Raw genomic sequence first — 24,875 nt, 5'->3', positions numbered from 1 at the left:
GTCACATATCCGGCCAACCCTGCATGGATCGTGCTGACTACTCCCGAAAACTGGACAGCCCCACGGCACTTCTGGCAGAGTCCGCGCAGCTAAAAAGAAGGAAGCCCGCTTGATGTCGACCCTACTGGTTTTGCACGGCCCCAATTTGAACCTGCTCGGTAGCCGAGAGCCCGGCACCTATGGCGCCACGACCCTCGAGCAGATCAATCTCGACCTGGAGCAACGTGCCCGCGAGGCCGGCCATCATCTGCTGCACCTGCAGAGCAATGCCGAGTACGAGCTGATCGAGCGCATCCATGCTGCCAAAGGCGAAGGCGTCGACTTCATCCTCATCAACCCGGCCGCCTTCACCCACACCAGCGTCGCATTACGTGACGCGTTGCTGGCGGTGAGCATCCCATTCATCGAAGTGCACCTCTCCAACGTGCACAAGCGCGAGCCGTTCCGGCATCACTCCTACTTCTCCGACGTGGCGGTAGGCGTGATCTGCGGTCTCGGCGCCAGCGGTTATCGGCTGGCCCTCGAGGCGGCCCTGGAAAACCTGGCGAGCAAAAACACCTGAAACCGGCGCCATGATGCGGCGGTTCATTCGCACAACTTGAACGACCCTGACCAGACTGGGAGTTGAACACCTATGGATATTCGCAAAGTCAAAAAACTGATCGAGCTGCTGGAAGAGTCCGGCATCGACGAACTGGAAATCAAGGAAGGCGAAGAGTCCGTACGCATCAGCCGTCATGGCAAGCAGCCGGCCTACGTCCAGCCCAGCTACGCGCCAGCCCCTGCACCAGTGGCCGCAGCCGCTCCGGTTGCCGCTGCCGAAGCCGCCGCGCCGGCCGCTGCCAAGCTGAACGGCACCGTCGTCCGTTCGCCGATGGTCGGTACCTTCTACCGCGCCGCTTCGCCAACCTCTGGCAACTTCGTTGAAGTCGGGCAGGTCGTGAAGAAAGGCGACATCCTCTGCATCGTCGAGGCGATGAAGATGATGAACCACATCGAGGCCGAAACCAGCGGCACGATCGAATCCATCCTCGGCGAGAACGGCCAGCCGGTGGAATACGATCAACCGCTGTTCACCATCGTCTGATGCACGGGGAACCCGTAATGCAGAAGCTGGAAAAAGTTCTGATCGCCAACCGCGGCGAGATCGCCCTGCGCATCCTGCGTGCCTGTAAAGAGCTGGGCATCAAGACCGTCGCGGTGCACTCCACCGCCGACCGCGAACTGATGCACCTGGCCCTGGCCGACGAATCGGTCTGCATCGGCCCGGCACCGGGCAACCTGTCGTACCTGAATATCCCGGCGATCATCAGCGCCGCGGAAGTCACCGGTGCCACAGCCATCCACCCTGGCTACGGCTTCCTCGCGGAAAACGCCGACTTCGCCGAGCAGGTGGAAAACTCCGGTTTCGCCTTCATCGGCCCGAAAGCCGATACCATCCGCCTGATGGGCGACAAGGTCTCGGCCAAGCACGCCATGATCAAGGCCGGCGTACCGGTGGTCCCAGGTTCCGACGGCCCGCTGCCGGAAGACGATGCCACGGCTCTGGCCATTGCCCGCGAAGTCGGCTACCCGGTGATCATCAAGGCCGCTGGCGGCGGCGGTGGTCGCGGCATGCGCGTGGTCTGGAAAGAAGAAGACCTGATCAAGTCGGCCCGCCTGACCCGCAGCGAAGCCGGTTCGGTATTCGGCAACCCGATGGTCTACCTGGAGAAGTTCCTCGGCAATCCGCGTCACGTGGAAGTCCAGGTGCTGTCCGATGGACAGGGCAACGCCATCCACCTTTACGACCGCGACTGCTCCTTGCAGCGCCGTCACCAGAAGGTGCTGGAAGAGGCGCCGGCGCCGCTGATCGACGAGAAGGCCCGTGCCGAAGTGCTGCAGCGTTGCGTCGATGCCTGCATCGAGATCGGCTACCGCGGTGCCGGTACCTTCGAGTTCCTCTACGAAGACGGCCGCTTCTACTTCATCGAGATGAATACCCGGGTGCAGGTCGAGCACCCGGTCACCGAGATGGTCACCGGTATCGACATCGTCAAGGAGATGCTCAGCATCGCCGCTGGCAACAAACTGTCGTACAAGCAGGAAGACGTGAAGCTCCTCGGCCATGCCCTGGAGTGCCGCATCAACGCCGAAGACCCGGATAACTTCATGCCCTGCCCTGGCAAGGTGAAGCACTTCCACGCGCCAGGGGGCTTCGGCGTGCGCGTCGATTCGCACCTGTACAGCGGGTATTCGGTACCGCCGAACTACGACTCGCTGATCGGCAAGCTGATCACCTACGGCACCACCCGCGACGAAGCCATGGCCCGCATGCGCAATGCCCTGGAAGAAATCGTCGTCGATGGCATCAAGACCAACGTTCCGCTGCACCGCAACCTGGTGGTGGACAAGGGCTTCTGCGAAGGTGGCGTGAATATCCATTACCTGGAAAAGAAACTGGGTATGGATAAGCACTGATCGCCTCCTGAGCAGTGACCAAAGGGAGTGGCCAAGGCCGCTCCCTTTGCGTTTCCCCATTTGCCGCCTGCAGCCGTTGCAGCGCCATAGCGCCGCGGCCTTGCGGCTTGCACCGAGACGGCAACAGACCCCGAGGATGGCGACATGAACTGGTTTTTCCGCCGCAGCACGGCACTGACCCCGCAGGCACGCAAGGATGCGTCCATCGCCCGCCTCAAGAAAGCCGGTGTGCCCTACATCGAGCACCTGCCGATGATCGAGGATGCGGCCGAAGTGCGCGTGCGCAGCGCCGAGGCAATCGCCAGCCGGGCGATTGCCTGCCTTGTCGCCATCCAGGCCGCCTGCGACCGCCAGGCCGAGCAATACACGCCGGAAACAGCGCAGTGGTGCCAGGAATTGCTGGCGCAGTACGGCATCGATCAGTTGACGCCCAACGAAGTGCGCATCCTCGGCAACGAGGGTGGCGAGCAGGATGTCGTCAACATGGTGTGGAAGTACGAAGCCTACTGGGTGCTGCTCTGGGCTCTTGGCGTGGTGAAGGAACTGGACTTTCCCGACCATGCCATCGATTGCGACTTCGCCATCCAGGCCGTGTCCCAGCATGCCGATTTCGCCTCGTTCATGGGTCAGGTACGGCTGCGCGACGTGCCGACCCTGCTCGACGAGGCCGATCTGATTTACCGCTATCACTGGGCCTGCGTGGACGCGCGCCTGAAACAGGCACCCATGCCCGCCGGCCTCAACGCCAGCGTGGTCATGGAACGCCATGCCGCCTTAAACTGGCTCATCGACAGCGATGGCCAGGACGACTGGGACAATCCCGACGTCAGCACCTGAGCAGGCCCGCCCATTCGGGCGCCCCACGCGGGTACGCCCGCTTCACCCTGCCGCCCCGAACGAACCACCCGGGGCCGCGCCAACCGGAGCTTCACATGCCCTGGCTACAACTGCGCCTCGCCATCACCCCGGAACAGGCCCCCACCTATGAAGATGCCCTGCTGGAAGTCGGCGCGGTATCGGTGACCTTCATGGATGCCGAGGATCAGCCGATTTTCGAGCCGGACCTGGGCACCACGCCACTGTGGAGCAATACCCACCTGCTGGCGCTGTTCGAAGCGGACACCGATGCCGAGGCCCTGGTCACCCATCTGCAGCTGTTGACCGGGGGCGAATTGCCCGAGTATCACGTCGAGGCGATTGCCGACCAGGACTGGGAGCGCAGCTGGATGGACGGCTTCGCCCCGATGCGCTTCGGCCAGCGCCTGTGGATAGTGCCTAGCTGGCACGAGGCCCCCGAACCGGAGGCCGTCAACCTGCTGCTCGATCCCGGCCTGGCCTTCGGCACCGGTACCCACCCGACCACCTCGCTGTGCCTGCAATGGCTCGACGGCCAGACGCTGGACGGCTGCGACGTGCTGGACTTCGGCTGCGGCTCGGGCATCCTGGCCATCGCCGCCCTGTTGCTCGGCGCGCCGCGGGCTGTCGGCACCGACATCGATCCCCAGGCCCTGGAGGCCTCCCGCGACAATGCCGGGCGCAACGGCATCGCCGAGGAGCGCTTCCCGCTCTACCTGCCGGGCGACCTGCCTCAGCAGCCAGCGGACGTCGTGGTGGCCAACATCCTCGCCGGCCCGCTGGTCAGCCTGGCGCCACAGATCACCGGCCTGGTGAAAAGCGGTGGCCGCCTGGCCCTGTCGGGTATCCTCGCCGAACAGGCCGAGGACGTGCGCGCCGCCTACGAGGCCGACTTCCTGCTCGACCCGACCGCGACGCAGGACGGCTGGGTGCGCATCAGCGGTGTGCGCCGTTGATCAGGACGAGGGCATTGCCACTGCGTCCTCGTTTACGCCTCTGGTCAATCCAGGCCTCGGGCACCCACCGCTGCCTCACGGCAGTTGAGTTAGACTAACCGCCCGTTTTTGCCGCCACGCGGCCGCCGGATTGCGCATGACCGAAAGTTTCGTCACCCAATGTCCAAACTGCAGTACCAGCTTCCGCGTGAACCTGGCACAGCTCGGTATTGCCCAGGGATCGGTGCGCTGCGGCGCCTGCCTGCAAGTCTTCAATGCGGCACGCCAACTGCGCGAGCAGGGCCACCACATTCCCGACATGCGCACAGTCGCGCCTCCCGCACCCGCACCCGCACCCGCACCCGCACCCGCACCGAGCGTCGCGGCCGAGGCGACAGCAGCCAAGCCCGACGATGAAACCCTGTGGATTCACGACGACCTCGACCTCGATGACCTGGATCTGGACGAAGAGCTGGCCAAGCTCGAAGCTCAGGAACAGCAGTTGTCTCGCCAGTTCCTCGAACTCGATCCGGCATCAGCCAGGGCGCCAGGCTTCGAGCAGGCCGAGGACGACGAACCGCCTGAAGACGAGCGCTGGACCGAAGCCCTGTTGCGCGACGACCCTCCCGCCGCTGAAGCGAAGCCCGAACCACAGGGCGAGCGACCGGCGCCTTTGTCCACGGACTTCGGTCAGCCCCCAGCGCCCCGTCCGCAAGCCCTCGACGACGTGCCTCCGATCCCAAGTACGCCCGGCATCCGCGACCTGATGCCCCCCCCAGGCAAGCGCAGCCCGACACGCGCAGACGCCGAGCCGACCTTCAGCCTCAGCGCGCAGCGCGATGACGAGCCAGCCGACCTCGGGGCCGAGCACAAGGCCGACGCCCCGCACGAGGCACACGCACAGCGGAACAAACAGCCCCAGCGGGCGCGTCCGCGCAGCGAACCCAACCTGCGAGACGATGCGCTGTTCGAGCTGCAGGAAGAACCGCTGCAGCTGGATTGGCGCCCGCCACGCAAACCATGGGGGCGCTGGTTCGGCTGGGGCCTGCTGAACCTGCTGGCCGCCAGTGCGTTGGCCGGTCAGTACGTGATCTACCATTACGCCGAGCTGGCCCGCCAGGATCAGTACCGCCCCTGGTTCGAGCGGGTCTGCCCGACGATCGGCTGTACCCTGCCGTCCAAAGTCGATATCGAGCAGATCAAGAGCAGCAACCTGGTGGTTCGCAGCCACCCGGAATTCAGCGGTGCGCTGGTGGTCGACGCGATCCTCTACAACCGCGCCCCGTTCTCCCAGCCCTTTCCGCTGCTGGAGATGCGTTTCGCGGATCTGAATGGCCAACTGATCGCCAGCCGTCGCTTCAAGCCCAGCGAATACCTGGCGGGCGAACTGGCCGGCCAGGCGGAAATGCCGCCGCAAACGCCGATCCATATCGCCCTCGATATCCTCGACCCCGGCGCTCGGGCGGTGAATTACAGCCTCAACTTCCACTCCCCGGAGTAGCCACAGCCAGCCGATGGACGGCTGCCACAGGGCAGCCTTTCTGCAACGCGGCAATCGGGCGACGCGACCGCAGACCACAGGTCAACTGTTCAGATTTTGTTCAGAACCACCTTTATCCGGTCATTCAGAGCGGGTATGATCTCCACCCTTTTTCGCACTCTCCTACTGGCCTCAACAGCACGTCTCTTGAGCAGGGAAGCCCTATGTCGGCGCTAAGCATCGGCCCCTACACATTGCCCAATCGACTGATCCTGGCCCCCATGGCCGGCGTCACCGATCAGCCGTTCCGACAGCTGTGCCGCCGCCTTGGCGCCGGCATGGTGGTGTCGGAGATGGTCACCAGCGATGTGCGCCTGTGGAATACGCGCAAGTCGAGCCTGCGCATGATCCACAGCGGCGACCTGGAGCCACGCTCCGTGCAGATCGCCGGCGGGGACCCGCAGATGCTCGCCGAGGCGGCCAGGGCCAACGTGCAACTGGGTGCGCAGATCATCGATATCAACATGGGCTGCCCGGCCAAGAAGGTCTGCAACAAGGCTGCCGGCTCCGCCCTGCTCAAGGATCAGCCACTGGTGCAAGCGATCCTCAAGGCCGTGGTAGCCGCAGTAGACGTCCCGGTCACGCTGAAGATCCGCACCGGCTGGGACAGACAGAACAAGAACGGTGTAGACGTGGCGCGTATCGCCGAACAATGCGGCATCGTCGCCCTCGCCGTACACGGCCGCACCCGCGCCGACCTGTACACCGGCGAAGCGGAATACGACACCATCGCCGCTATCAAGCAGGCAGTGTCCATCCCGGTATTGGCCAATGGCGATATCGACTCACCGGAAAAGGCCGCCCACGTGCTGGCCGCCACCGCTGCAGATGGCCTGCTGATCGGCAGGGCCGCCCAAGGGCGCCCATGGATTTTCAGAGAAATAGAGCATTACCTGCGCACCGGTGCCCATTGCCCCGCCCCGGCGCTGACCGAAATTGAACGCATCCTGCTCGAGCACCTGGCCGCCCTCCACGCCTTCTATGGCGATGTGATGGGTGTGCGCATCGCCCGCAAGCACGTGGGCTGGTACCTCGCGACGCTACCCGGCGCCCGTGAGTTCCGAGCCGAGTTCAATCGTCTGGACAGCCAGGAGGCGCAGTGTGCAAGCGTTCGCCAGTTCTTCGGTGATCGCTATAACGACGACGAAGGGGTGGCCGCATGACAATGTTGAACGAGACTTTAGGAAGTGGGATTGCACCCGTGAGCGACAACGCCAGCTTGAAACAGCACCTCAACACGCCGAGCGAAGAAGGCCAGACCCTGCGCGGCAGTGTCGAGAAAGCCCTGCACAACTACTTCGCCCACCTCGAAGGTGCGGACGTCACCGACGTCTACAATCTGGTGCTCACCGAAGTTGAAGCCCCTCTGCTGGAAACCGTCATGAACTACGTGAAGGGTAACCAGACCAAAGCCTCCGAGCTGCTCGGCCTGAACCGCGGCACCCTGCGCAAGAAGCTCAAGCAGTACGACCTGCTCTGACCCTGAATTCCCGAAAAGGGCGGCTCCAGCAGGCCGCCTTTTTTGCTAATACTCCGCTCTGATGGACTCTGAAATGACCGACCAGACCACCCGCCTCCCCGTCCGCCGTGCGCTGATCAGCGTGTCCGACAAGACCGGCGTCCTCGAATTCGCCCGCGAACTCGTCGCCCTCGACGTGGAAATCCTCTCCACCGGGGGCACCTACAAGCTGCTCAAGGACAATGGCGTGGCGGCAGTGGAAGTGGCCGACTACACCGGTTTCCCGGAGATGATGGACGGCCGGGTGAAGACCCTGCATCCGAAAATCCACGGTGGCATCCTTGGCCGTCGCGCCATCGATGGTGCGGTGATGGACGAGCACGGCATCAAGCCGATCGACCTGGTGGCAGTCAACCTGTACCCCTTCGCCGCCACCGTGGCCAAGCCTGGCTGTGAGCTGGCCGACGCCATCGAGAACATCGATATCGGTGGCCCGACCATGGTCCGCTCCGCGGCCAAGAACCACAAGGACGTGGCCATCGTGGTCAATGCCTGCGACTACGCCGGTATCGTCGAGTCCCTGAAGGCCGGTGGCCTGAGCTACGCCCAGCGCTTCGACCTGGCCCTCAAGGCCTTCGAACACACCGCTGCCTACGACGGCATGATCGCCAACTACCTGGGCACCATCGAGCAGAGCCGCGACACCCTGTCGACAGCCGACCGCGGCCAGTTCCCGCGTACCTTCAACAGCCAGTTCGTCAAGGCCCAGGAAATGCGCTACGGCGAGAACCCGCACCAAAGCGCGGCGTTCTACGTCGAAGCGGCGAAGGGTGAAGCGAGCATTTCCACCGCCGTGCAATTGCAGGGCAAGGAACTGTCGTTCAACAACGTGGCCGACACCGATGCGGCGCTGGAATGCGTGAAGAGCTTCGTCAAGCCGGCCTGCGTGATCGTCAAGCACGCCAACCCCTGCGGCGTTGCCGTGGTGCCGGAAAACGAAGGCGGTATCCGCAAGGCCTATGACCTGGCCTACGCCACCGACACCGAGTCGGCATTCGGCGGCATCATCGCCTTCAACCGGGAGCTGGATGGCGAAACCGCCACGGCCATCGTCGAACGCCAGTTCGTCGAAGTGATCATCGCCCCGAAAATCAGCGCCGCGGCCCGTGAAGTGGTCGCCGCCAAGGCCAACGTGCGTCTGCTCGAGTGCGGCGAATGGCCGGCCGAGCGCGCTGCTGGCTGGGACTACAAACGGGTCAACGGTGGCCTGCTGGTGCAGAGCCGCGATATCGGCATGATCACTGCCGATGACCTGAAGATCGTCACCCGGCGCGCACCCAGCGAGCAGGAAGTGCATGACCTGATCTTCGCCTGGAAAGTGGCCAAGTTCGTCAAATCCAACGCCATCGTCTACGCCAAGAATCGCCAGACCGTCGGCGTCGGCGCCGGCCAGATGAGCCGCGTCAATTCCGCGCGCATCGCCGCCATCAAGGCCGAGCACGCCGGCCTGCCGGTGCCGGGCGCGGTAATGGCCTCCGACGCTTTCTTCCCGTTCCGTGACGGCATCGACAACGCTGCCAAGGCCGGCATCACCGCGGTGATCCAGCCGGGCGGTTCGATGCGCGACAACGAAGTGATCGCCGCCGCCGACGAAGCGGGCATTGCCATGGTGTTCACCGGCATGCGCCACTTCAGGCACTAAATCGGCCGCACTGAAACCGGCATCTGCGTCGTTGCCCCGGGTTTCGCCAATGCTCATTGCCACTAGGCAACTCCGCTTGTCGAAACCCAGGGCGCCTAGCATCTACCGGCTTCATCGCGGCCTCGGAATTCGTAGGGTGGATAACGCTTCGCTTATCCACCGTGCGGGCTCAAGGCCCGCCTCCATTGGGAGAGAAGCATGAACGTATTGATCATCGGCAGTGGCGGTCGTGAACACGCCCTGGCCTGGAAAGTGGCGCAGGACAAGCGCGTCGAGAAAGTATTCGTCGCCCCGGGCAACGCCGGCACCGCCAGCGAAGCCAAGTGCGAGAACGTCGCCATCGACGTGCTGGATATCCAGGCGCTGGCCGATTTCGCCGAGCATAACGTACAACTGACCATCGTCGGCCCGGAAGCGCCGCTGGTCAAAGGCGTGGTCGATCTGTTCCGTACCCGCAAGCTGGATATCTTCGGCCCCACCGCCGCAGCCGCCCAGCTGGAAGGCTCGAAGGCCTTCACCAAGGATTTCCTGGCGCGCCAGAACATCCCCACCGCCGACTACCAGAACTTCACCGACGTGGAGCCTGCCCTGGCCTACCTGCGCGAGAAAGGCGCGCCAATCGTGATCAAGGCCGACGGCCTGGCAGCCGGCAAGGGCGTTATCGTCGCCATGACCCTGCAGGAAGCCGAAGACGCCGTGCGCGACATGCTCGCCGGCAATGCCTTTGGCGAAGCCGGTTCGCGGGTGGTGATCGAGGAATTCCTCGACGGCGAGGAGGCCAGCTTCATCGTCATGGTCGACGGCGAGAACGTGCTGCCGATGGCCACCAGCCAGGACCACAAGCGCGTTGGCGACGCCGACAGCGGCCCGAACACCGGCGGCATGGGCGCCTACTCGCCCGCGCCGGTGGTTACCGCCGACGTCCACCAGCGCGTGATGGACGAAGTCATCTACCCGACCGTGCGCGGTATGGCGGCTGAAGGCAACGTCTACACCGGCTTCTTGTACGCCGGCCTGATGATCGACAAGGCCGGCAAGCCCAAGGTCATCGAATTCAACTGTCGCTTCGGTGACCCGGAAACCCAGCCGATCATGGTGCGCCTGGAGTCATCCCTGGTGCTGCTGGTCGAGGCCGCGCTGGCCAAAGCGCTGGACAAGGTCGAAGCACGCTGGGATCCACGTCCGACGGTCGGCGTGGTGCTGGCTGCAGGCGGTTACCCGGGCGACTATGCCAAGGGTGACGTGATCACCGGGTTGATTGAGGCCGCTGCGCTCGACGGCAAGGTGTTCCACGCCGGTACCACGCTGAAAGAGGGCCAGGTGGTCACCGCCGGCGGCCGCGTGCTCTGCGCGACGGCCATCGGCGCCAGCGTCGCCGATGCCCAGAAACAGGCTTACCGCCTGGCCGAGAAGATTCGCTGGAACGGCATGTTCCATCGCAACGATATCGGCTATCGCGCGATCGCCCGCGAGCGTGGCGAAAACTGATGTAACAAGACGGCGGCGGCAATCGATGCCGCCTGTCGGCAATACCCCGCGGTTCATCGGTCATCGACAGGCCCTGGCTGTCAGCATGACAGGCTGAGCCTGCTGGCGACCTCGTGCTGGGCCACAGGCGAGTTCACGGGCGCTACCTTGCGCGCTTCGCGGCGCGCTGAAGCGCGTCGGGCTGGTCGGCTATTTCACTCGTTTTCAATCCAGCAGGGCCGACACGCAGCGGATCGTGGGCAGGTTCCCAGTGTCATGGTCTGCACCACCACGGCCGGCTATAATCCAGCCGCATAAACTCAAAGGGACTGCCACGTGCGACGGCTCAGGATCGCCATAGGTTTACTCGTCAGCTTGCTGCTGGCCGGAGTCTGTCTGTCCGGTAGCGCGGCGCCACAGCGGGTCACGGCGCCCTACGCAAGCGGCTGGTCGGTTTTCGTCGACGCAAGCGCCCGTATGGATCTCGACGACGTGCGCAGCCGGCGCAGCCAGTTCCTTCCCCTCGACGATCTCGCCTTCACCTACCCGCCAAGTAGCCAGGCAGTCTGGCTGCGCTTCGACGTCCCCGAACACCAGGCTCCCTACTGGTTGTGGGTGTTCGCGCCACGCGTGCAACGCCTCGACTACTACCTGTTGCAAGGCGCCCGGGTCGAGCAGAGCGTGCACACCGGCGAATCGATGCCGCTGGCTTCTCGACCGCTGCCCTCACGGGCCTACCTGATGTCCTTGCCCAACGACGGGCAGGCGCGGGAAGTCTATGTGCGGATGACGTCCAACCACCCGCTGATGGCCTGGTTCAAGGTCATCGACGAGGGCGAGCTGGTCAGCCTGGAAAAGCCTGCCTACCTGTTTGGCGCACTGCTCGGCGCGCTGTTGCTGGTGGTGCTCTACAACCTGCTCCGCTTCGCCTACGCGCGTTCGGCCTGCAGCCTCTGGCTGGCAGGCCTGCATGCCGCCCTGGCGGCCTGCGCAGCAGCCAACCTGGGCCTGCTGGCGGTCTGGGTGCCGGGCCTGGGCTATAACCAGTCGCTGATCGCCGATATCAGTGCATTGATCGCCGCACTCTGCCTGTCATCGTTCTCCCTCGCGTTCTTCCGCGGCACGCCCATGCAACGCAGCAAGCTCAACTGGCTGCTGCGGGGGCATGCGCTGCTGACCCTGGGGCTGGGCCTGACCATCCTGGCCACCGGCCTGCTCTGGTACAGCGCGCTGGTATACCTGATGGTGCTGCTGGGCACCCTGAGCGTATTGCTGGTGAGCGGCGTGCACTGGCACAACGGCTATCAATCGGCACGCCTGGTCGTCGGCGCGATGATGGTGTTCAACGTCGGCTTCGGGCTGTTCATCCCGGTGCTGTTCGGCTTCGATCAACTCGACCCCGGCTGGCTGGTCATCGGCGTGTTCAGCATCGCCACCCTCAGTGGCGTGGTACTCAGCGCGGCCCTGGCCGAACACCAGCGGCAGTTGCAGCGCGCCGCCTCACGGGCGCGTACCGAGCTGGCCGCCAATGATGCCGAGCTGAAAGCCAAGGCCGAATTCCTGGCCAAGATCAGCCATGAGATCCGTACGCCCATGAACGGCGTACTGGGCATGACCGAGCTGCTGCTGGGCACGCCGCTGTCGGCCAAGCAGCGTGACTACGTACAGACCATCCACAGCTCGGGTAACGAGCTGCTCAACCTGATCAACGAAATCCTCGACATTTCCAAGCTGGAGTCCGGGCAGATCGAACTGGATGACGTGCAGTTCGACCTCAACGCGCTGACCGAGGACTGCCTGGACATCTTCCGCGCCAAGGCCGAGTTGCAGAAAATCGAGCTGATCAGTTTCATCCAGCCGCAGGTGCCGCGGATCGTCAGCGGTGACCCGACCCGCCTGCGCCAGACCCTGCTGAGCCTGCTCGACAATGCCTTCAAGCAGACCAGCGAAGGCGAGATCCTGCTGGTGGTCGCGCTCGATACCAGTGGCGAGCAGCCGCGCCTGCGCTTCGCCGTGCAGGACAGCGGCCACCCGCTCAACGCCAGCGAACGCGAGGCACTGCTCAACACCGAGCTGCAGAGCCGGGACTTCCTCTCCGCCACGCGCCTCGGTGGTCGCCTGGGACTGATCATCGCCCGCCAGCTGATCCGCCTGATGGGCGGCGAGTTCGGCATCCAGAGCGGCGGCAACCAGGGTTCTACGCTGTGGTTGACCCTGCCGCTGGACAACGCCCGCCTGCAACAACCGGGCACCGACATCGACGGCACCCTGCAAGGCACCCGGCTGCTGGTGGTGGACGACAACGACACCTGCCGCAAGGTGCTGCTGCAACAGTGCAATGCCTGGGGCATGAACGTCAGCAGCGTGCCGTCGGGCAAGGAAGCGCTGGCCCTGCTGCGCACCAAGGCGCACATGCGCGAATACTTCGACGTGGTGCTGCTCGATCAGGACATGCCCGGCATGAGCGGCATGCAGCTGGCCGCCAAGATCAAGGAAGACCCGAGCCTCAACAACGATATCCTGATCGTCATGCTCACCGGCATCAGCCATGCGCCCAGCAAGGTCATCGCGCGCAATGCCGGCATCAAGCGCATCCTTGCCAAGCCGGTGGCGGGCTACACCCTCAAGGCCACCCTGGCCGACGAGCTGGCCCAGCGTCAGCGCGGCCAGGATGCCCCTCCCGCGGCCGGCACCTCGGCGCTGGTGATACCCGAGGACTTCCGCATCCTGGTCGCCGAGGACAACAGCATTTCCACCAAGGTGATTCGCGGCATGCTCGGCAAGCTCAACGTGCACCCCGATACCGCGAGCAATGGCGAAGAAGCCCTCAGCGCGATGAAGACACAGCGCTACGACCTGGTATTGATGGATTGCGAGATGCCAGTGCTCGATGGCTTCTCCGCGACCGAGCAACTGCGTGCCTGGGAAATCGCCGAACGGCGCCAGCGCACCCCGGTGGTGGCGCTCACCGCGCACATCCTCAATGAACACAAGGAACGCGCACGCCTGGTCGGCATGGACGGACACATGGCCAAGCCGGTGGAGATGTCGCAACTGCGCGACCTGATAGAGTACTGGGTCGGCGAACGCCAGGCACAGCCTGAAGACGACACCGTGCCCTCCTGACTGGGCTGCTAGAATCCCGCTGACAGGGCGCTCTGCGCGCGCCGCGACAGCACCGCCCACGCCCCGACGAAGCGCCCATGGACATCAAGCAGCTGAAGTTTCTCATCGCCCTCGACGAAACCCGCCATTTCGGCCAGGCAGCCAGCCGTTGCCACGTGACCCAGCCGACCCTGTCGATGCGCCTGCGCAACCTGGAGAATGAGCTCGGCCTCGAGCTGGTACGCCGCGGACAGCGCTTCGAGGGCTTCAGCGCCGAAGGCGAACGCATCCTCGCCTGGGCGCGCAGCCTGATGGCCGCCCACGACGGGCTGTATGCCGAGGCCGCGGCCTGCCGCGGGCAACTGGTCGGCACCCTGCGCCTCGGCGTGGTGCCACTGTCGGGCTTCGATCCGATGGAGCTGGTCGAGCTGTTCGCCGAGCAGCATCCCGGTTTGCGCTTCCAGCTGTTCGCCTTGAGCAGCGACCAGATCCTCGAGCGGCTGGGCAGCAATCAGCTCGACCTCGGGCTCTCGTACCTCGACCGCCTGGATCGCGAGCACTTCGACAGCCTGGAGCTGGCGGCGACGCGCATGGGCCTGCTGTACGACCGTCGACACTTCCGGTTCACCCAGGCCACCCTGCGCTGGGAAAACCTCATCGACCTGCCGCTGGGGCTGCTGTCTGCCGGCATGCATTTTCGCCAGTCGATCGACCACAGCTTCCGCTCACGGGGGCTGACACCACTGCCGAAACTGGAAACCGATGCCGTGCATCAATTGCTGCAGGCTGTCAGCGCTGGCCTGTGCTGCTCGATCATGCCGCTGCACAACGGCCTCGCCGAGTTCACTGACGACCTGCTGCTGACCCCCATCGAAGACGCCCACACCCTGGCGCCACTGGGACTGATCATGCGCCGCAGCGCGCCACGTTCTGCCCTGGCCGAAGCCTGCTTCGCCGAGGCACGCGTGCTGATCAACGCCTGAGCGCAGACTCGGCGTCCTCGCGCAGCGGCTGCACGCCGGTTGCACCGCGGTCGGCACGGCCGCCCAGGTACCAGCCGAGCAGGCCCCAGGCGGCCGCACATAGCGCGCCGATCACGGCGATCAACGCCACCCCGTGGCCGAGCATGTCGATCAGGCTCTTGGCCCAGCCACTGAGCGCATCACCACCGCGATAGACCACGGTGTCGATGAAGTTCTTGGCCTTGTACTTGCTCTCGGCATCCAGCGGCGCGAAGAGCATTTCCCGCCCCGGCCGCACGAATGCGTACTCGCCGATGCGCCGCACGATCATCAACCCGGCCAGCACCGCGAAGGTCGGCGCCATGGCCAGAGCGAGAAAGCCCACGCACACCAGTATCGGCACAGCTGCCAGCAGGGTGCGCACACCCAGGCGCTGGGCGACCCGGCCAGTGATGAACAGCTGTGCCAGCAGCGCACCGACCTGCACCACGAAGTCGATCAAACCGAACACGCGCACCTGCTCGCTGCGCTCCGGAAACAGCTCGGCCACCAGCCGCGCCTGCTCGAAATAGAGAAAGGTGGTGACCGTGGCGAGTAGGACCACGAAAGCACAGATCCCCAGCAGGTAGGAGGAACGCAACACACGGGTCATGCCGCTGAATGGATTGCCGGCCACCGGGCGCCGCGGATTTTCCGCCTGGCCGGCGCCCGGCCGCCCTGCCCCGGCACGCTCGCGCCAGCCCATCAGGTAATGCTTGAGCGCCAAGGCCCCGGCCAGCAGCAACGCGGCCAGCAACGCCAGGCCACTGGCACCGATAGCGCCCACCAGCAGCGCACTGAGTGCCGGCCCGGCCAGTCCACCGACGCTGGCACCGGCAGCGATGAAGGCGAACAGCCGCTTGGCCTGTGGCGAATCGAACACATCGGCCATCAGGCTCCAGGCCACCGATACCACGAACAGGTTGTAGACCGAGATCCACACGTAGAACACTCGCGCCATCCACAGGCTCTCCGCCATGGCGCTGAACGCCACGGCGAAAGCCAGCAGGTTGAGGCAGAAGAACCCGTAGACCCAGTCGATGAACTGGATGCGCGGTACCCTGGAGTTAAGCCAGGCGAACAGCGGCACCGCCAGCAACATGCTCACGAAGGTCGCGGTGAACAGCCACTGCAGGTTTTCCACGCCGGCCTGGATACCCATGGACTCACGGATCGGCCGCAGCATGAAATAGCCACAGAACAGACAGAAAAACAGCGCGAAGCCCGACAGAGCGGCTCCCAGCTCACCGGGCTGTGCATTGATCGCACGGGCCACGCGCGATGGCAGGGATGTGGCAAGGGTCATGAGTACTCCTCGGCAGGGCGGGAACGGCGGCGCAGCCCAGGTCAACGCCAGCGTTTGCTAAGGGGCAGCATAGCTGCCCCGTTCAGGCAAACAGCTCGACGATCCGCGCACGCTGTGCGGCATCCGGCAATTGCCCCTGGCCTGCCAACAGGTTATCGAGCACGTAGCGCGGGTTGGAAGTGGCCGGGATCACCGTGGTGACCGCCGGGTTGGCCAGTACGAACTTGAGCATCACCTGGGCCCAGGAGGTCGCGCCCAGTTCGCTTTGCAACCATTGCGGCACCTCCTTGCCGCGCACCTTGGCGAACAGTTCGCCAGCCTGGTAGGTGCGGTTGATCAGCGTGGCGATGCCCTTGTCGGTGCAATAGGGCAACAGCCGCTGTTCGGCATTGCGTGCACCGATGGAATAATTGAACTGGACGAAGTCCACCGGCTCCTTTTCCAGCACCGCGAGCAGGTCATCGTGGGCCGACTCCAGGTAATGGGTTACGCCGACATAACGAATCCGCCCCTGCTCCTTGAGCTCGCGCAGCAGCCCCAGCTGGGTGGCGGTGTCCTGCAGGTTGTGCACCTGGATCAGGTCGATGCGCTCGGTCTGCAGGGCCTTGAAGCTGGCCTCGATCTGCTGCAGGCCGGCCTCGCGCCCGGTGGACGAGACCTTGGTGGCGAGAAACACCCGATCGCCGGTGCCGGTGCGCTTGACCAGTTCGCCGGTGACCGCTTCCGAACGGCCATAGCTCGGCGCCGTATCGATCAGTGTGGCGCCGCCGTTGACGAAGGCCTTGATCACCTCCTGCAAAGGCGCCATGTCCGCCGATGCCGGATCGACGTTGAAGGTGCGTGAAGTGCCCAGGCCGATTACCGGCAGGGTTTCGCCGGTCGCCGGAATGGCCCGTTTGAGCAGGGTGTCCGCGGCGAAACTGAACGAGGGAAACAAGGACGCCATGCTGGCCATGGCGGCAAGAGCGCTGCTGCGCTGGATGAACTGGCGACGTGTGTGCATGAGGCCTCCTGGCGGGAAACAGCGGCCGGGCTGGCCGCAACGTGCGAAAGGCGAGTATGGTCAGGGCAACCGGCTGCATTCTCTCCAGAATCGATATGCATTATTTCCCCATGGTTGATTAAACCCATGCTCGAAGACCTTAGCGACCTGCGCCTGTTCGAACGCATCCTTCGCGCGGGCAACCTGTCGGCAGCCGCTCGGGAACTGAATCTTTCCCTTGCCGTGGTGAGCAAGCGCCTGGCGCGGCTCGAGGCCCGTGTCGGCGTGCGTCTGCTGCAGCGCACCACGCGGCGCCTGGCCCCGACCGAAGAAGGCCGGCTGTTCCATGGGCACTGTCGACGCATTCTCGACGAGGTGGATGCGGCGGAAGCGATGCTCCTGCAACGCCGCGAACAGGTCGACGGATTGCTGCGCATCAGTGCGCCGTTCGGCTTCGGTCGTCGCCAGTTGATCCCGCTGATCGCAACATTCCGCAAACAATATCCGGAGCTGCGCATCCAGCTGAATTTCGGCGATGCCCTGGTCGACCTGCTTGAGCACGAGGTGGACATCGCTATCCGCTTCGGTATGCCTGCCGATTCCAGCCTGATCGCCCGGCAACTGGCGCCGAACCACCGGGTGCTCTGCGCCTCACCGTCTTACCTGGACTGGCACGGCCGCCCGACTCATCCCGAGCAGTTGCACACGCACAGTTGCCTGCTGATCGGTGCTCAGGAGCACGCGCACTGGCATTTCGAACAGGATGACGTACCGCTGCAGGTGCGTATCCAGGCCAGTATTCTGTGCAATGACGGTGAAGCGGCCCACGCCCTGGCGCTGCAGGGCCAGGGCATCGTCAGCAAATCCATCTGGGATGTGGCGGCCGACCTCAGGGCTGGGCGCCTGGAACGGGTTCTGCCGCGCTATCGGCTACCGGACGCTCCTTTGCATGCGCTCTATCCGACCAGTCGCCAGCAGGTACCACGCGTACGGCGCTTCGTTGAGTTCATCGGCACGCGCCTGGGGCAGGCCTGGCAGCAGGAGATCGCCGAGCTCGCGGCATGTCAGCTCGCGGCCAACCAGTCCCGCACGTCGGCGTAAGGATAGTCCTCCAGCGCCGCGAAACCACTGATCTGCCGGGCTCTGAGCCGGGTGAACAACGGGACGCTGATGCCGCACAGAAAACGCGCCAGACATTCGTTACTGGGCGATTCTTCGCCACGGGCGCTCTGATACCTGGCGATGAACGCTCCACACAACGCATTGCGCTCGCGTCCCGCCAGCGGCGCGAGCGCAGGGGGGTCGGGCAAATGGGCGACCTGGCCGCGACAGACCGAGCAATGCCCGCACTGACGTGGCGCGCGCTCGTCACCGAAGTACCCCGCCAGGCGGTGGCTCAGGCACTGCTCACTGGCGAACAATTCCAGCATGGCCTGGATGCGACGGATTTCGCTGCCCTCCTGAGCGAGGAAATAACCGTGCAGCTCGTCCGCCAGGGCCTGGATGTCGAAGCCCTGCAGCACGGCATAGACATCGGTCATCTGCTTGCTTTCCAGCTCGATCCAGCCACGCTCCTGAAAGAAGTCCAGCGCCTTGACCACCCGCGCGCGCTCGGCCTGATGGCCGCGATACAGGGCATCGAAGTCCACCGCGCACCAGGTCCTCGCCCGCGTCGAGGCGTTGACGATGGCTTCGACGAACTGCCGTCGCTCCCCTTCGAAGCGCGCCAGCAACGCCTCGGGTTCGATCAGGTACTTGAAGCGGTATTCGGCGAAGTAGGCATAGCGCGGCGCGATGATGCCGCGCAGCTCGAGTTGCACGAGCAGCGTCTTGAGCGGCAGCTGGCGGATATTGCTCTGATCGCTCAGCGCATTGATGGTCATTTCCCACTGGTCGCCACTGGCGTTGTCGCGAATTTCCTCGAGCACCCTGACGATGCCATCACGCTCCGGCGTATCGCCGTAGACGAAGTTCTCCAGCACGTTGAGGCTGTCGCGGTTGGCCAGTACCAGGCAGTCGGAGGATTCGCCGTCGCGCCCGGCGCGACCGATCTCCTGGCTGTAGTTCTCCACCGACTTGGGCAAATCGAAATGCACCACGTTGCGAATGTCACGCTTGTCGATGCCCATGCCGAAGGCGATGGTGGCGACGATGCAGCCCAGCTCACCCGCCATGAAGCGGCGCTGGATCGCCTCGCGGACCTCATGCCCCATACCGGCATGGTAGGCACTGACGGACAGGCCCTGCCGAGCGAGCTGCTCGGCGACCTGCTCCGCGGTCTTCTGCTGGGTGACATAGACGATGCTCGGCTCGCCCTTCCTGGCACCCAGCCACTGCTCCAGGCGTCGCTGCTTGTCACGGCCGGCCACCGGCTCGACCAGCAGGTTCAGGTTGGGCCGATAGAAACCGGTGGTGACCACGTCATCCGCGGCGATGGCGAACTTCTTCTGCATGTCGGCGATCACCGGCGGCGTCGCCGTGGCGGTCAGCAACAGCACCTGGGCGATGGCGAACTGGCGCTGATAATCCGGCAGCTTCAGGTAGTCCGGTCGGAAGTTGTGGCCCCATTCGGAGATACAGTGGGCCTCGTCCACCACCAGCAGGGAAATCGGCACGCCGGCGATGAAGTTGCGAAACCGTTCGTTCTTCAGGCGCTCGACCGAAATCATCAGGATCTTCAGCTCACCGGACTTGGCCTTGGCCATGGTTTCGCTGACCTGCTCGCGGCTTTGCGCCGAATCGATGCTGGCCGCACTGATGCCGTGCCGATGCAGAAAGGCGAGTTGATCCTGCATCAGGGCCAGCAGCGGCGAGACCACCAGAGTCAGGTGCGGCAAATGCAATGCAGGCAACTGGTAGCACAGGGACTTGCCCGAGCCGGTGGGAAAGATCGCCGCAGCCGAGCGGCCGGCGAGCACGGCGCTGATCACCGCTTCCTGGCCGGGACGCAGTTGGCTGAAACCGAAGACACGTTCGAGGGTACTGGGCATGTGCTGTCACTCCATTGACCGCCTGATGGCCAATAACCGTAGTGTGTATGGAAAGCGTTTTACAGGCCGCGCCAGCCATAAATGACAAAGCCGCCCGAGGGCGGCTTTGTCAGAACGTGGCGAGCTTACAGCTGCGGGCCGGCGCTCTTGATGGCATCGCTGACATCGAACTTGGTGAAGTTGTCGATGAACAGCTTGGCCAGGCCTTTGGCGGCCTCGTCGTAGGCGTTCTGGTCAGCCCAGGTGTTGCGCGGGTTGAGCAGGTTGGTCTCGACGCCCGGAACGGCCTTCGGCACGCTCAGGTTGATGATCGGCAGTTGCTCGGTTTCGGTACCGATCAGCGCGCCGCTCTGAATGGCTGCAATCACGCCACGGGTGGTCGGGATGTTGAAACGCTTGCCGACGCCATAGCCACCGCCAGTCCAGCCGGTGTTGACCAGATAGACCTTGGAGCCGAACGCCTGGATGCGCTTGATCAGCAGCTCGGCGTAAACGCCAGCGGGGCGCGGGAAGAACGGTGCGCCGAAGCAGGTGGAGAAGGTCGACTTGATGCCAGAACCCGAGCCCATTTCGGTGGAACCGACCAGGGCGGTGTAACCGGACAGGAAGTGATAGGCCGCCTGCTCTTCGTTGAGGATCGACACCGGCGGCAGCACGCCAGTCAGGTCGCAGGTCAGGAAGATCACTGCATTCGGCTCGCCACCGAGGTTCTTCTCGCTGCGCTTCTCGACGAATTCCAGCGGGTAGGCGGCACGGCTGTTCTGGGTCAGGCTGTCGTCGGTGTAGTCCGGCGCGCGCTGCTCGTCGAGCACCACGTTTTCCAGCACGGTCCCGAACTTGATGGCTTTCCAGATGACCGGCTCGTTCTTCTCGGACAGGTCGATGCACTTGGCATAGCAACCGCCTTCGATGTTGAACACCACACCGGTGCCCCAGCCGTGCTCGTCGTCACCGATCAGGTAACGGCTCTCATCGGCGGACAGGGTGGTCTTGCCGGTGCCGGACAGGCCGAAGAACAGGGTCACGTCGCCCTCTTCGCCGATGTTGGCAGCGCAGTGCATCGGCAGCACGTCGGCAGCCGGCAGCAGGAAGTTCTGCACGCTGAACATGGCTTTCTTCATTTCACCGGCGTAACGCATGCCAGCGATCAGCACCTTCTTCTGAGCGAAATTGATGATCACGCAACCATCGGAGTTGGTGCCATCACGCTCGGGGGAGCACTCGAAGTTGGCCACGTTGAGCACTTGCCATTGCGCCTTGGCGGACGGGTTGTACTGGGCCGGTTCGATGAACAGCTGACGGCCGAAGAGGTTCTGCCAGGCGGTGGCAGTGGTCATCTTGACAGGCAGGTAGTGGGCGTCGGCGGAACCTACATGAACGTGGGAAACGAAGCTGTCCTGGGCGTCGGAGAACGCCTGGACACGGTCCCACAGGGCATCGAACTTGTCGGCCGGGAACTTGCGGTTGATCGGCCCCCAGCCGATGTCGGCCGACGTGCTCGGCTCATCGACGATGAAGCGATCGACCGGAGAACGCCCGGTACGGTGGCCGGTGCGTACAACCAGAGCACCAGTGGACGCCAGTTCGCCCTCACCACGCCGAAGGGCTTCTTCGACCAGTTGAGCGGTGCTGATGTCGGTGTACACAGCGTTGTTGGCTTGCGTCATGTGAATCCCCGTCGGCCGAACGGCCGAGTCTTCCAAACGTTTGTAGCCATGCACAAAGCAGGACTACAGCTAAAAAAGTGCGCGGATTATGCCAGAAAAGCGGGCTGCGCGTGCAGCCCCCCAGTCAGAACACCCTGCGCGTTGCTGGCGGCCCTCAGTGACGGGTGTCAGAGGGCTGCTGACTGCCTCCGCCGGCGAACAGTTGAGCGATGTCGGCAGCGTCGAAGCCATAGCGTTCGTTGCAGAACTGGCAGTCGATTTCCACGCGGCCGTGGTGCTCGCCGAGCAGCAGCTCGGCATCGGCCCGCCCTAAACTGACCAGCGCTTTGGCCGAGCGTTCACGAGAGCAGCTGCAACGGAACTGGATTAGGCGTGGATCGAACAGGCGAACCGTCTCCTGGTGATAGAGACGATGCAGCAGGGTTTCATTGTCCAGGCCCAGTAATTCCTCGTGTTGCAGGGTATCGGCCAGGGTCACCAGGTGCTCCCAGCTGGCGGCGCGCTCGTCGTCATCGACAAGACGATCGGCCGGCAGTTGCTGCAGCAACAAGCCACGGGCACGCAGGCCGTCGGCACACAGCCAGAAACGCGTGGCCAGTTGCTCGGACGTGGCGAAGTAATTGGTCAGGCAATCGGCCAGCGTACCGCCATCCAGGGAAACGATGCCCTGGTAGCGCTGGCCCTGTTTCGGATCCACGGTCATGGCCATCACGCCTTCGGGCATCAGTTGCAGCAGCCCGTCGCCATCGGCGATGCGCTCGGCTTCGTAGCGAGCGATGCCACGCACTTCGCCATCGCTCGAACACTCCACCATCAGCAGCGGCACCGGGCCTTCGGAACGCACCTGCAGCACCAGCAGCCCATCGAACTTCAGGGTGCCGACCAACAACGACGCGGCAGCCAGCAGCTCGCCGAGCAATTGCGTCACGGGGCGAGGATAGTCGTGCTTGGCCAGCACCTGCTGGTAGCTGCCGGACAACCCGACCAGCTCACCGCGCACATCGGTGTCATCGAAAAGAAAGCGTTGGGTGAAGTCGGACATAGGGAATCGCCTGCACAATGATGCGAAGCAAGCCAGGGGCTAGCGCCCGCGGGCCTGGGGGCCGGCAATTTTAGGCGCAAACGCGGCGCCGACCAAGCCGAATGCGCCGAACCACCCTGGCGCACGCGCCTGAACACCGGCTGAACGAGACGCTGAAAGGCATCGGCACGCTGCGCAGCCTGCCTAGAATCGGCACTTTTCCTCGAAAGCGCTCCGCCATGCACCTCAGCCTGAATGCCCAGTGGCGCCCTCGCGCCCTCATCGTCAGCCACCTGCTCATCGCCCTGCTGTTCTGCAGCTGGCTGTGGCCGGTCACCCGCGCCCATTGGAATCAATTCGACCTGTGGCTGTTCCATCTGCTCAATGACCCACTGCACGCCGCCGGCCTGTGGGCGCACATCTGGGCCATCGGCAGCATGCGCCCGGTGGATGCCGGCGTGGGCCTGGTGATGCTGGCGATCATGCTGCGCGCCGGCCTGGTATTTCCGGCCACACAGGTGCGTACCGGCCTCTATGCCTTTCTGGTGGCGCTGACCGTCATGCTGCTGATGCGCGTGCTGTTCGCCGATCTCGTCGAGTACATGGGCTGGCAACACGCCAGCCCCTCGCTGCAGGTGGAAGGCAGTGCACGGCTGACAGCGATGTTCCCGGCCTGGGAGGAACGCTGGGACCTGAAGGACAGCGCCAGCCGCAGCTTCCCCGGTGACCATGCCTCGGTGCTGATGATCTGGGCGATGTTCTGCAGTTTCTTCGTCAGCGGCTGGCGCTGGGCGCTGGTCTGGGCGATCGCCGTGATCGGCATGCTGCCGCGCCTGGTGGCCGGCGCTCACTGGGGCGCGGATGCCCTGGTCGGCGGCGTGCTGCTCAGTGTGCTGGGCATCGCCTGGAGCTGCTACACGCCGCTGGCCTACCGCGCCAGCGCGGTCATCGAGCAGCTGACCGCACCGCTTGCACGGCGCCTGGCAAGGCTGCCGTTGCTGGGCTCGCTGAGCGTGATCGGCGGGGGCTATTCCACCCAGTCGCCAGAACCGCCGCGCAGGTAGAACAGCTGCCGGCGCTGTTTCTTGCTGGGGCGTCCGTCGGTCTGCACGCCCAGGGCGCCAGCCTTGCGCTGTTCGGCGGCCCGCTCGCGCCGCACGATGCTTTCGCCGGTCTCGGCATACAGCACCTGGGCCTCCGGCGCGCCGCGACGCACTGCCGAGAGCGCCTGCACGACCACGGTACGTTCGTCGAAACCGGCACGAATCACATACTCCTCGCCTACCTTCGGCTCCTTGCCCGGCTTGCACCGCTCGCCGCGGCAATGCACCTTGCCACCTTCGATCGCCGCCTTGGCCAGGGCACGCGTCTTGAAGAAGCGCGCGGCCCACAGCCACTTGTCCAAGCGTACCTTGTCATCGGCATCCTGCTTTGCCACCATCACCTCACCATCGATTGAATTGTCATCACAATTTCGCCGCCACATCAGCCTGTACATAGTGTCATACCGATATTGGCCCTGACCGCGCACCCGCAATACCGGAGCAGCAGTGACTCATTTTCCCAACGACCTCACCCACCCCGGAAAGTGCCGTGGCTGCCAGAGTAGCCCGCCGCTGGATTTCGACTTCAATTTCGCCTTTCAGCCGATCGTCGACATCCGCAGCCGGCAGGTTTTCGCGCACGAGGCCCTGGTTCGCGGCCCGGCAGGTGAAGGTGCGCCGAGCGTCCTCGGTTGCGTCAACGACGACAATCGCTATCGCTTCGACCAGCGCTGCCGCACCCAGGCTATCGCCGAGGCGATGCAACTGGGCATGCACACTCACCTGTCGATCAATTTTCTGCCGACTGCCGTCTACCGCCCGGAACTGTGCATTCGCAGCACATTGGAAGCTGCCCGCCAGCACAATTTCCCGCTGGACAGGCTGATTTTCGAGACCCTGGAAAGCGATCCCATGGCGGACAGCAAACACCTGACCCACATTCTGCGTCAGTATCAGGAATTCGGCTTCAAGACGGCCATCGACGATTTTGGCGCCGGTCATTCAGGGCTCACCCTGCTGGCCGATTTTCAGCCCGATCTGATCAAGCTGGACATGGCACTGATTCGCGCGGTTGATCAGGACAAGGCGCGGCAGGCCATCGTACGCGGCATCGTCGCCATTTGCCGCGACCTCGACGTCCAGGTGATCGCCGAGGGGATCGAGACGCCGGGAGAGCGGGACTTTCTTGCTGACAGCGGGATCGACCTGATGCAGGGCTACCTGTTCGCCCGGCCCCGGTTCAAAGGCTTGCCGGCGATAGCAGAGGCGGCTTGGCCGGCAATCGATTCCACTCGCTGACAGGCGCGCAGCGCAGCGTATTTTCAGTACCCTGTGCGCCACG

General features: G+C 64.3%; 21 protein-coding genes. 15 read left to right on the top strand and 6 right to left on the bottom strand.

The genetic code is table 11. The features are described from left to right. Positions 1-112 precede the first annotated feature (112 nt). From aroQ to BLR94_RS10495, 12 genes are all read left to right on the top strand, one after another. Complete coding sequence (aroQ, locus tag BLR94_RS10550) at positions 113-562, top strand: type II 3-dehydroquinate dehydratase (protein ID WP_084304494.1); 450 nt, start codon at positions 113-115, stop codon at positions 560-562. A gap of 72 nt (positions 563-634) precedes the next feature. Then, on the top strand, positions 635-1,087 hold the full coding sequence (gene accB / locus BLR94_RS10545) for an acetyl-CoA carboxylase biotin carboxyl carrier protein (RefSeq protein ID WP_084304495.1): 453 nt from the start codon (positions 635-637) through the stop codon (positions 1,085-1,087). A 17-nt stretch (positions 1,088-1,104) separates the two neighbouring features. After that, positions 1,105-2,460: an acetyl-CoA carboxylase biotin carboxylase subunit gene (gene accC, locus BLR94_RS10540; protein WP_084304496.1), complete on the top strand. Its 1,356-nt coding sequence runs from the start codon at positions 1,105-1,107 to the stop codon at positions 2,458-2,460. 144 nt (positions 2,461-2,604) lie between these two features. Beyond that, the gene (locus BLR94_RS10535; RefSeq protein WP_084304497.1) at positions 2,605-3,297 is read left to right on the top strand and encodes a DUF4272 domain-containing protein; all 693 of its coding nucleotides are present in this window, start codon (positions 2,605-2,607) and stop codon (positions 3,295-3,297) included. A gap of 95 nt (positions 3,298-3,392) precedes the next feature. Further along, positions 3,393-4,271, top strand: coding sequence for a 50S ribosomal protein L11 methyltransferase (gene prmA / locus BLR94_RS10530; RefSeq protein WP_084304498.1), 879 nt, complete (start codon positions 3,393-3,395; stop codon positions 4,269-4,271). 136 nt (positions 4,272-4,407) lie between these two features. Continuing rightward, positions 4,408-5,751, top strand: coding sequence for a DUF3426 domain-containing protein (locus tag BLR94_RS10525; protein WP_084304499.1), 1,344 nt, complete (start codon positions 4,408-4,410; stop codon positions 5,749-5,751). Positions 5,752-5,954: 203 nt separating this feature from the next. Next, complete coding sequence (gene dusB / locus BLR94_RS10520; protein ID WP_084304500.1) at positions 5,955-6,953, top strand: tRNA dihydrouridine synthase DusB; 999 nt, start codon at positions 5,955-5,957, stop codon at positions 6,951-6,953. Then, complete coding sequence (gene fis, locus BLR94_RS10515) at positions 6,950-7,270, top strand: DNA-binding transcriptional regulator Fis (RefSeq protein ID WP_042554510.1); 321 nt, start codon at positions 6,950-6,952, stop codon at positions 7,268-7,270. Before dusB ends, fis begins: the two co-directional genes overlap by 4 nt. Positions 7,271-7,343: 73 nt before the next feature. Next, positions 7,344-8,951: a bifunctional phosphoribosylaminoimidazolecarboxamide formyltransferase/IMP cyclohydrolase gene (purH, locus tag BLR94_RS10510; RefSeq protein WP_084304501.1), complete on the top strand. Its 1,608-nt coding sequence runs from the start codon at positions 7,344-7,346 to the stop codon at positions 8,949-8,951. Positions 8,952-9,149: 198 nt separating this feature from the next. Further along, on the top strand, positions 9,150-10,439 hold the full coding sequence (gene purD / locus BLR94_RS10505) for a phosphoribosylamine--glycine ligase (RefSeq protein ID WP_084304502.1): 1,290 nt from the start codon (positions 9,150-9,152) through the stop codon (positions 10,437-10,439). A gap of 315 nt (positions 10,440-10,754) precedes the next feature. After that, the gene (locus BLR94_RS10500) at positions 10,755-13,544 is read left to right on the top strand and encodes a hybrid sensor histidine kinase/response regulator (RefSeq protein WP_084304503.1); all 2,790 of its coding nucleotides are present in this window, start codon (positions 10,755-10,757) and stop codon (positions 13,542-13,544) included. Between the two features lie 77 nt (positions 13,545-13,621). After that, positions 13,622-14,506 carry a LysR family transcriptional regulator gene (locus BLR94_RS10495; protein ID WP_084304504.1) on the top strand — a complete coding sequence of 295 codons (885 nt, stop codon included), beginning with the start codon at positions 13,622-13,624 and terminating at the stop codon, positions 14,504-14,506. Here the strand turns inward: BLR94_RS10495 and BLR94_RS10490 are convergent. Together BLR94_RS10490 and BLR94_RS10485 are read right to left on the bottom strand one after the other, a co-directional pair. Further along, positions 14,496-15,830, bottom strand: a complete 1,335-nt coding sequence (locus BLR94_RS10490; protein WP_084304505.1) for an NTP/NDP exchange transporter — start codon at positions 15,828-15,830, stop codon at positions 14,496-14,498. The genes BLR94_RS10495 and BLR94_RS10490 overlap by 11 nt on opposite strands. A gap of 82 nt (positions 15,831-15,912) precedes the next feature. Then, positions 15,913-16,833, bottom strand: a complete 921-nt coding sequence (locus BLR94_RS10485) for an aldo/keto reductase (RefSeq protein WP_084304506.1) — start codon at positions 16,831-16,833, stop codon at positions 15,913-15,915. A 126-nt stretch (positions 16,834-16,959) separates the two neighbouring features. Between BLR94_RS10485 and BLR94_RS10480 the strand changes: the two genes are divergently transcribed. After that, positions 16,960-17,913, top strand: a complete 954-nt coding sequence (locus BLR94_RS10480; protein ID WP_084304507.1) for a LysR family transcriptional regulator — start codon at positions 16,960-16,962, stop codon at positions 17,911-17,913. Here BLR94_RS10480 and BLR94_RS10475 read toward each other — a convergent pair. The 3 genes from BLR94_RS10475 to hslO all read right to left on the bottom strand — a co-directional run bounded on the left by BLR94_RS10475 (position 17,877) and on the right by hslO (position 22,511). Next, the gene (locus BLR94_RS10475; protein WP_084304508.1) at positions 17,877-19,802 is read right to left on the bottom strand and encodes a RecQ family ATP-dependent DNA helicase; all 1,926 of its coding nucleotides are present in this window, start codon (positions 19,800-19,802) and stop codon (positions 17,877-17,879) included. The genes BLR94_RS10480 and BLR94_RS10475 overlap by 37 nt on opposite strands. A gap of 125 nt (positions 19,803-19,927) precedes the next feature. After that, positions 19,928-21,469, bottom strand: a complete 1,542-nt coding sequence (locus BLR94_RS10470) for a phosphoenolpyruvate carboxykinase (RefSeq protein ID WP_084304509.1) — start codon at positions 21,467-21,469, stop codon at positions 19,928-19,930. 154 nt (positions 21,470-21,623) lie between these two features. After that, positions 21,624-22,511, bottom strand: coding sequence for an Hsp33 family molecular chaperone HslO (gene hslO / locus BLR94_RS10465; RefSeq protein ID WP_084304510.1), 888 nt, complete (start codon positions 22,509-22,511; stop codon positions 21,624-21,626). Between the two features lie 218 nt (positions 22,512-22,729). Here hslO and BLR94_RS10460 point away from each other — a divergent pair, with 218 nt between their 5' ends. After that, a complete protein-coding gene (locus BLR94_RS10460; protein WP_084304719.1) occupies positions 22,730-23,554 on the top strand; it encodes a phosphatase PAP2 family protein in 825 nt (274 codons plus the stop codon). Here the strand turns inward: BLR94_RS10460 and BLR94_RS10455 are convergent. Then, positions 23,518-23,931: an RNA-binding S4 domain-containing protein gene (locus BLR94_RS10455; protein ID WP_084304511.1), complete on the bottom strand. Its 414-nt coding sequence runs from the start codon at positions 23,929-23,931 to the stop codon at positions 23,518-23,520. The genes BLR94_RS10460 and BLR94_RS10455 overlap by 37 nt on opposite strands. A 109-nt stretch (positions 23,932-24,040) precedes the next feature. Between BLR94_RS10455 and rimA the strand changes: the two genes are divergently transcribed. After that, positions 24,041-24,832 (top strand): S6 modification regulatory phosphodiesterase RimA, encoded by a 792-nt coding sequence (gene rimA / locus BLR94_RS10450; RefSeq protein ID WP_084304512.1) that lies wholly within the window; start codon positions 24,041-24,043, stop codon positions 24,830-24,832. The last annotated feature ends 43 nt before the right edge of the window (positions 24,833-24,875 follow it).

Origin of the sequence: Phytopseudomonas flavescens (assembly GCF_900100535.1) — a bacterium.
Taxonomy (GTDB): Bacteria; Pseudomonadota; Gammaproteobacteria; order Pseudomonadales; family Pseudomonadaceae; genus Aquipseudomonas; species Aquipseudomonas flavescens.
Note: the sequence above shows the minus strand (reverse complement) of the source record. Positions and strands in the feature narration are given on the sequence as shown.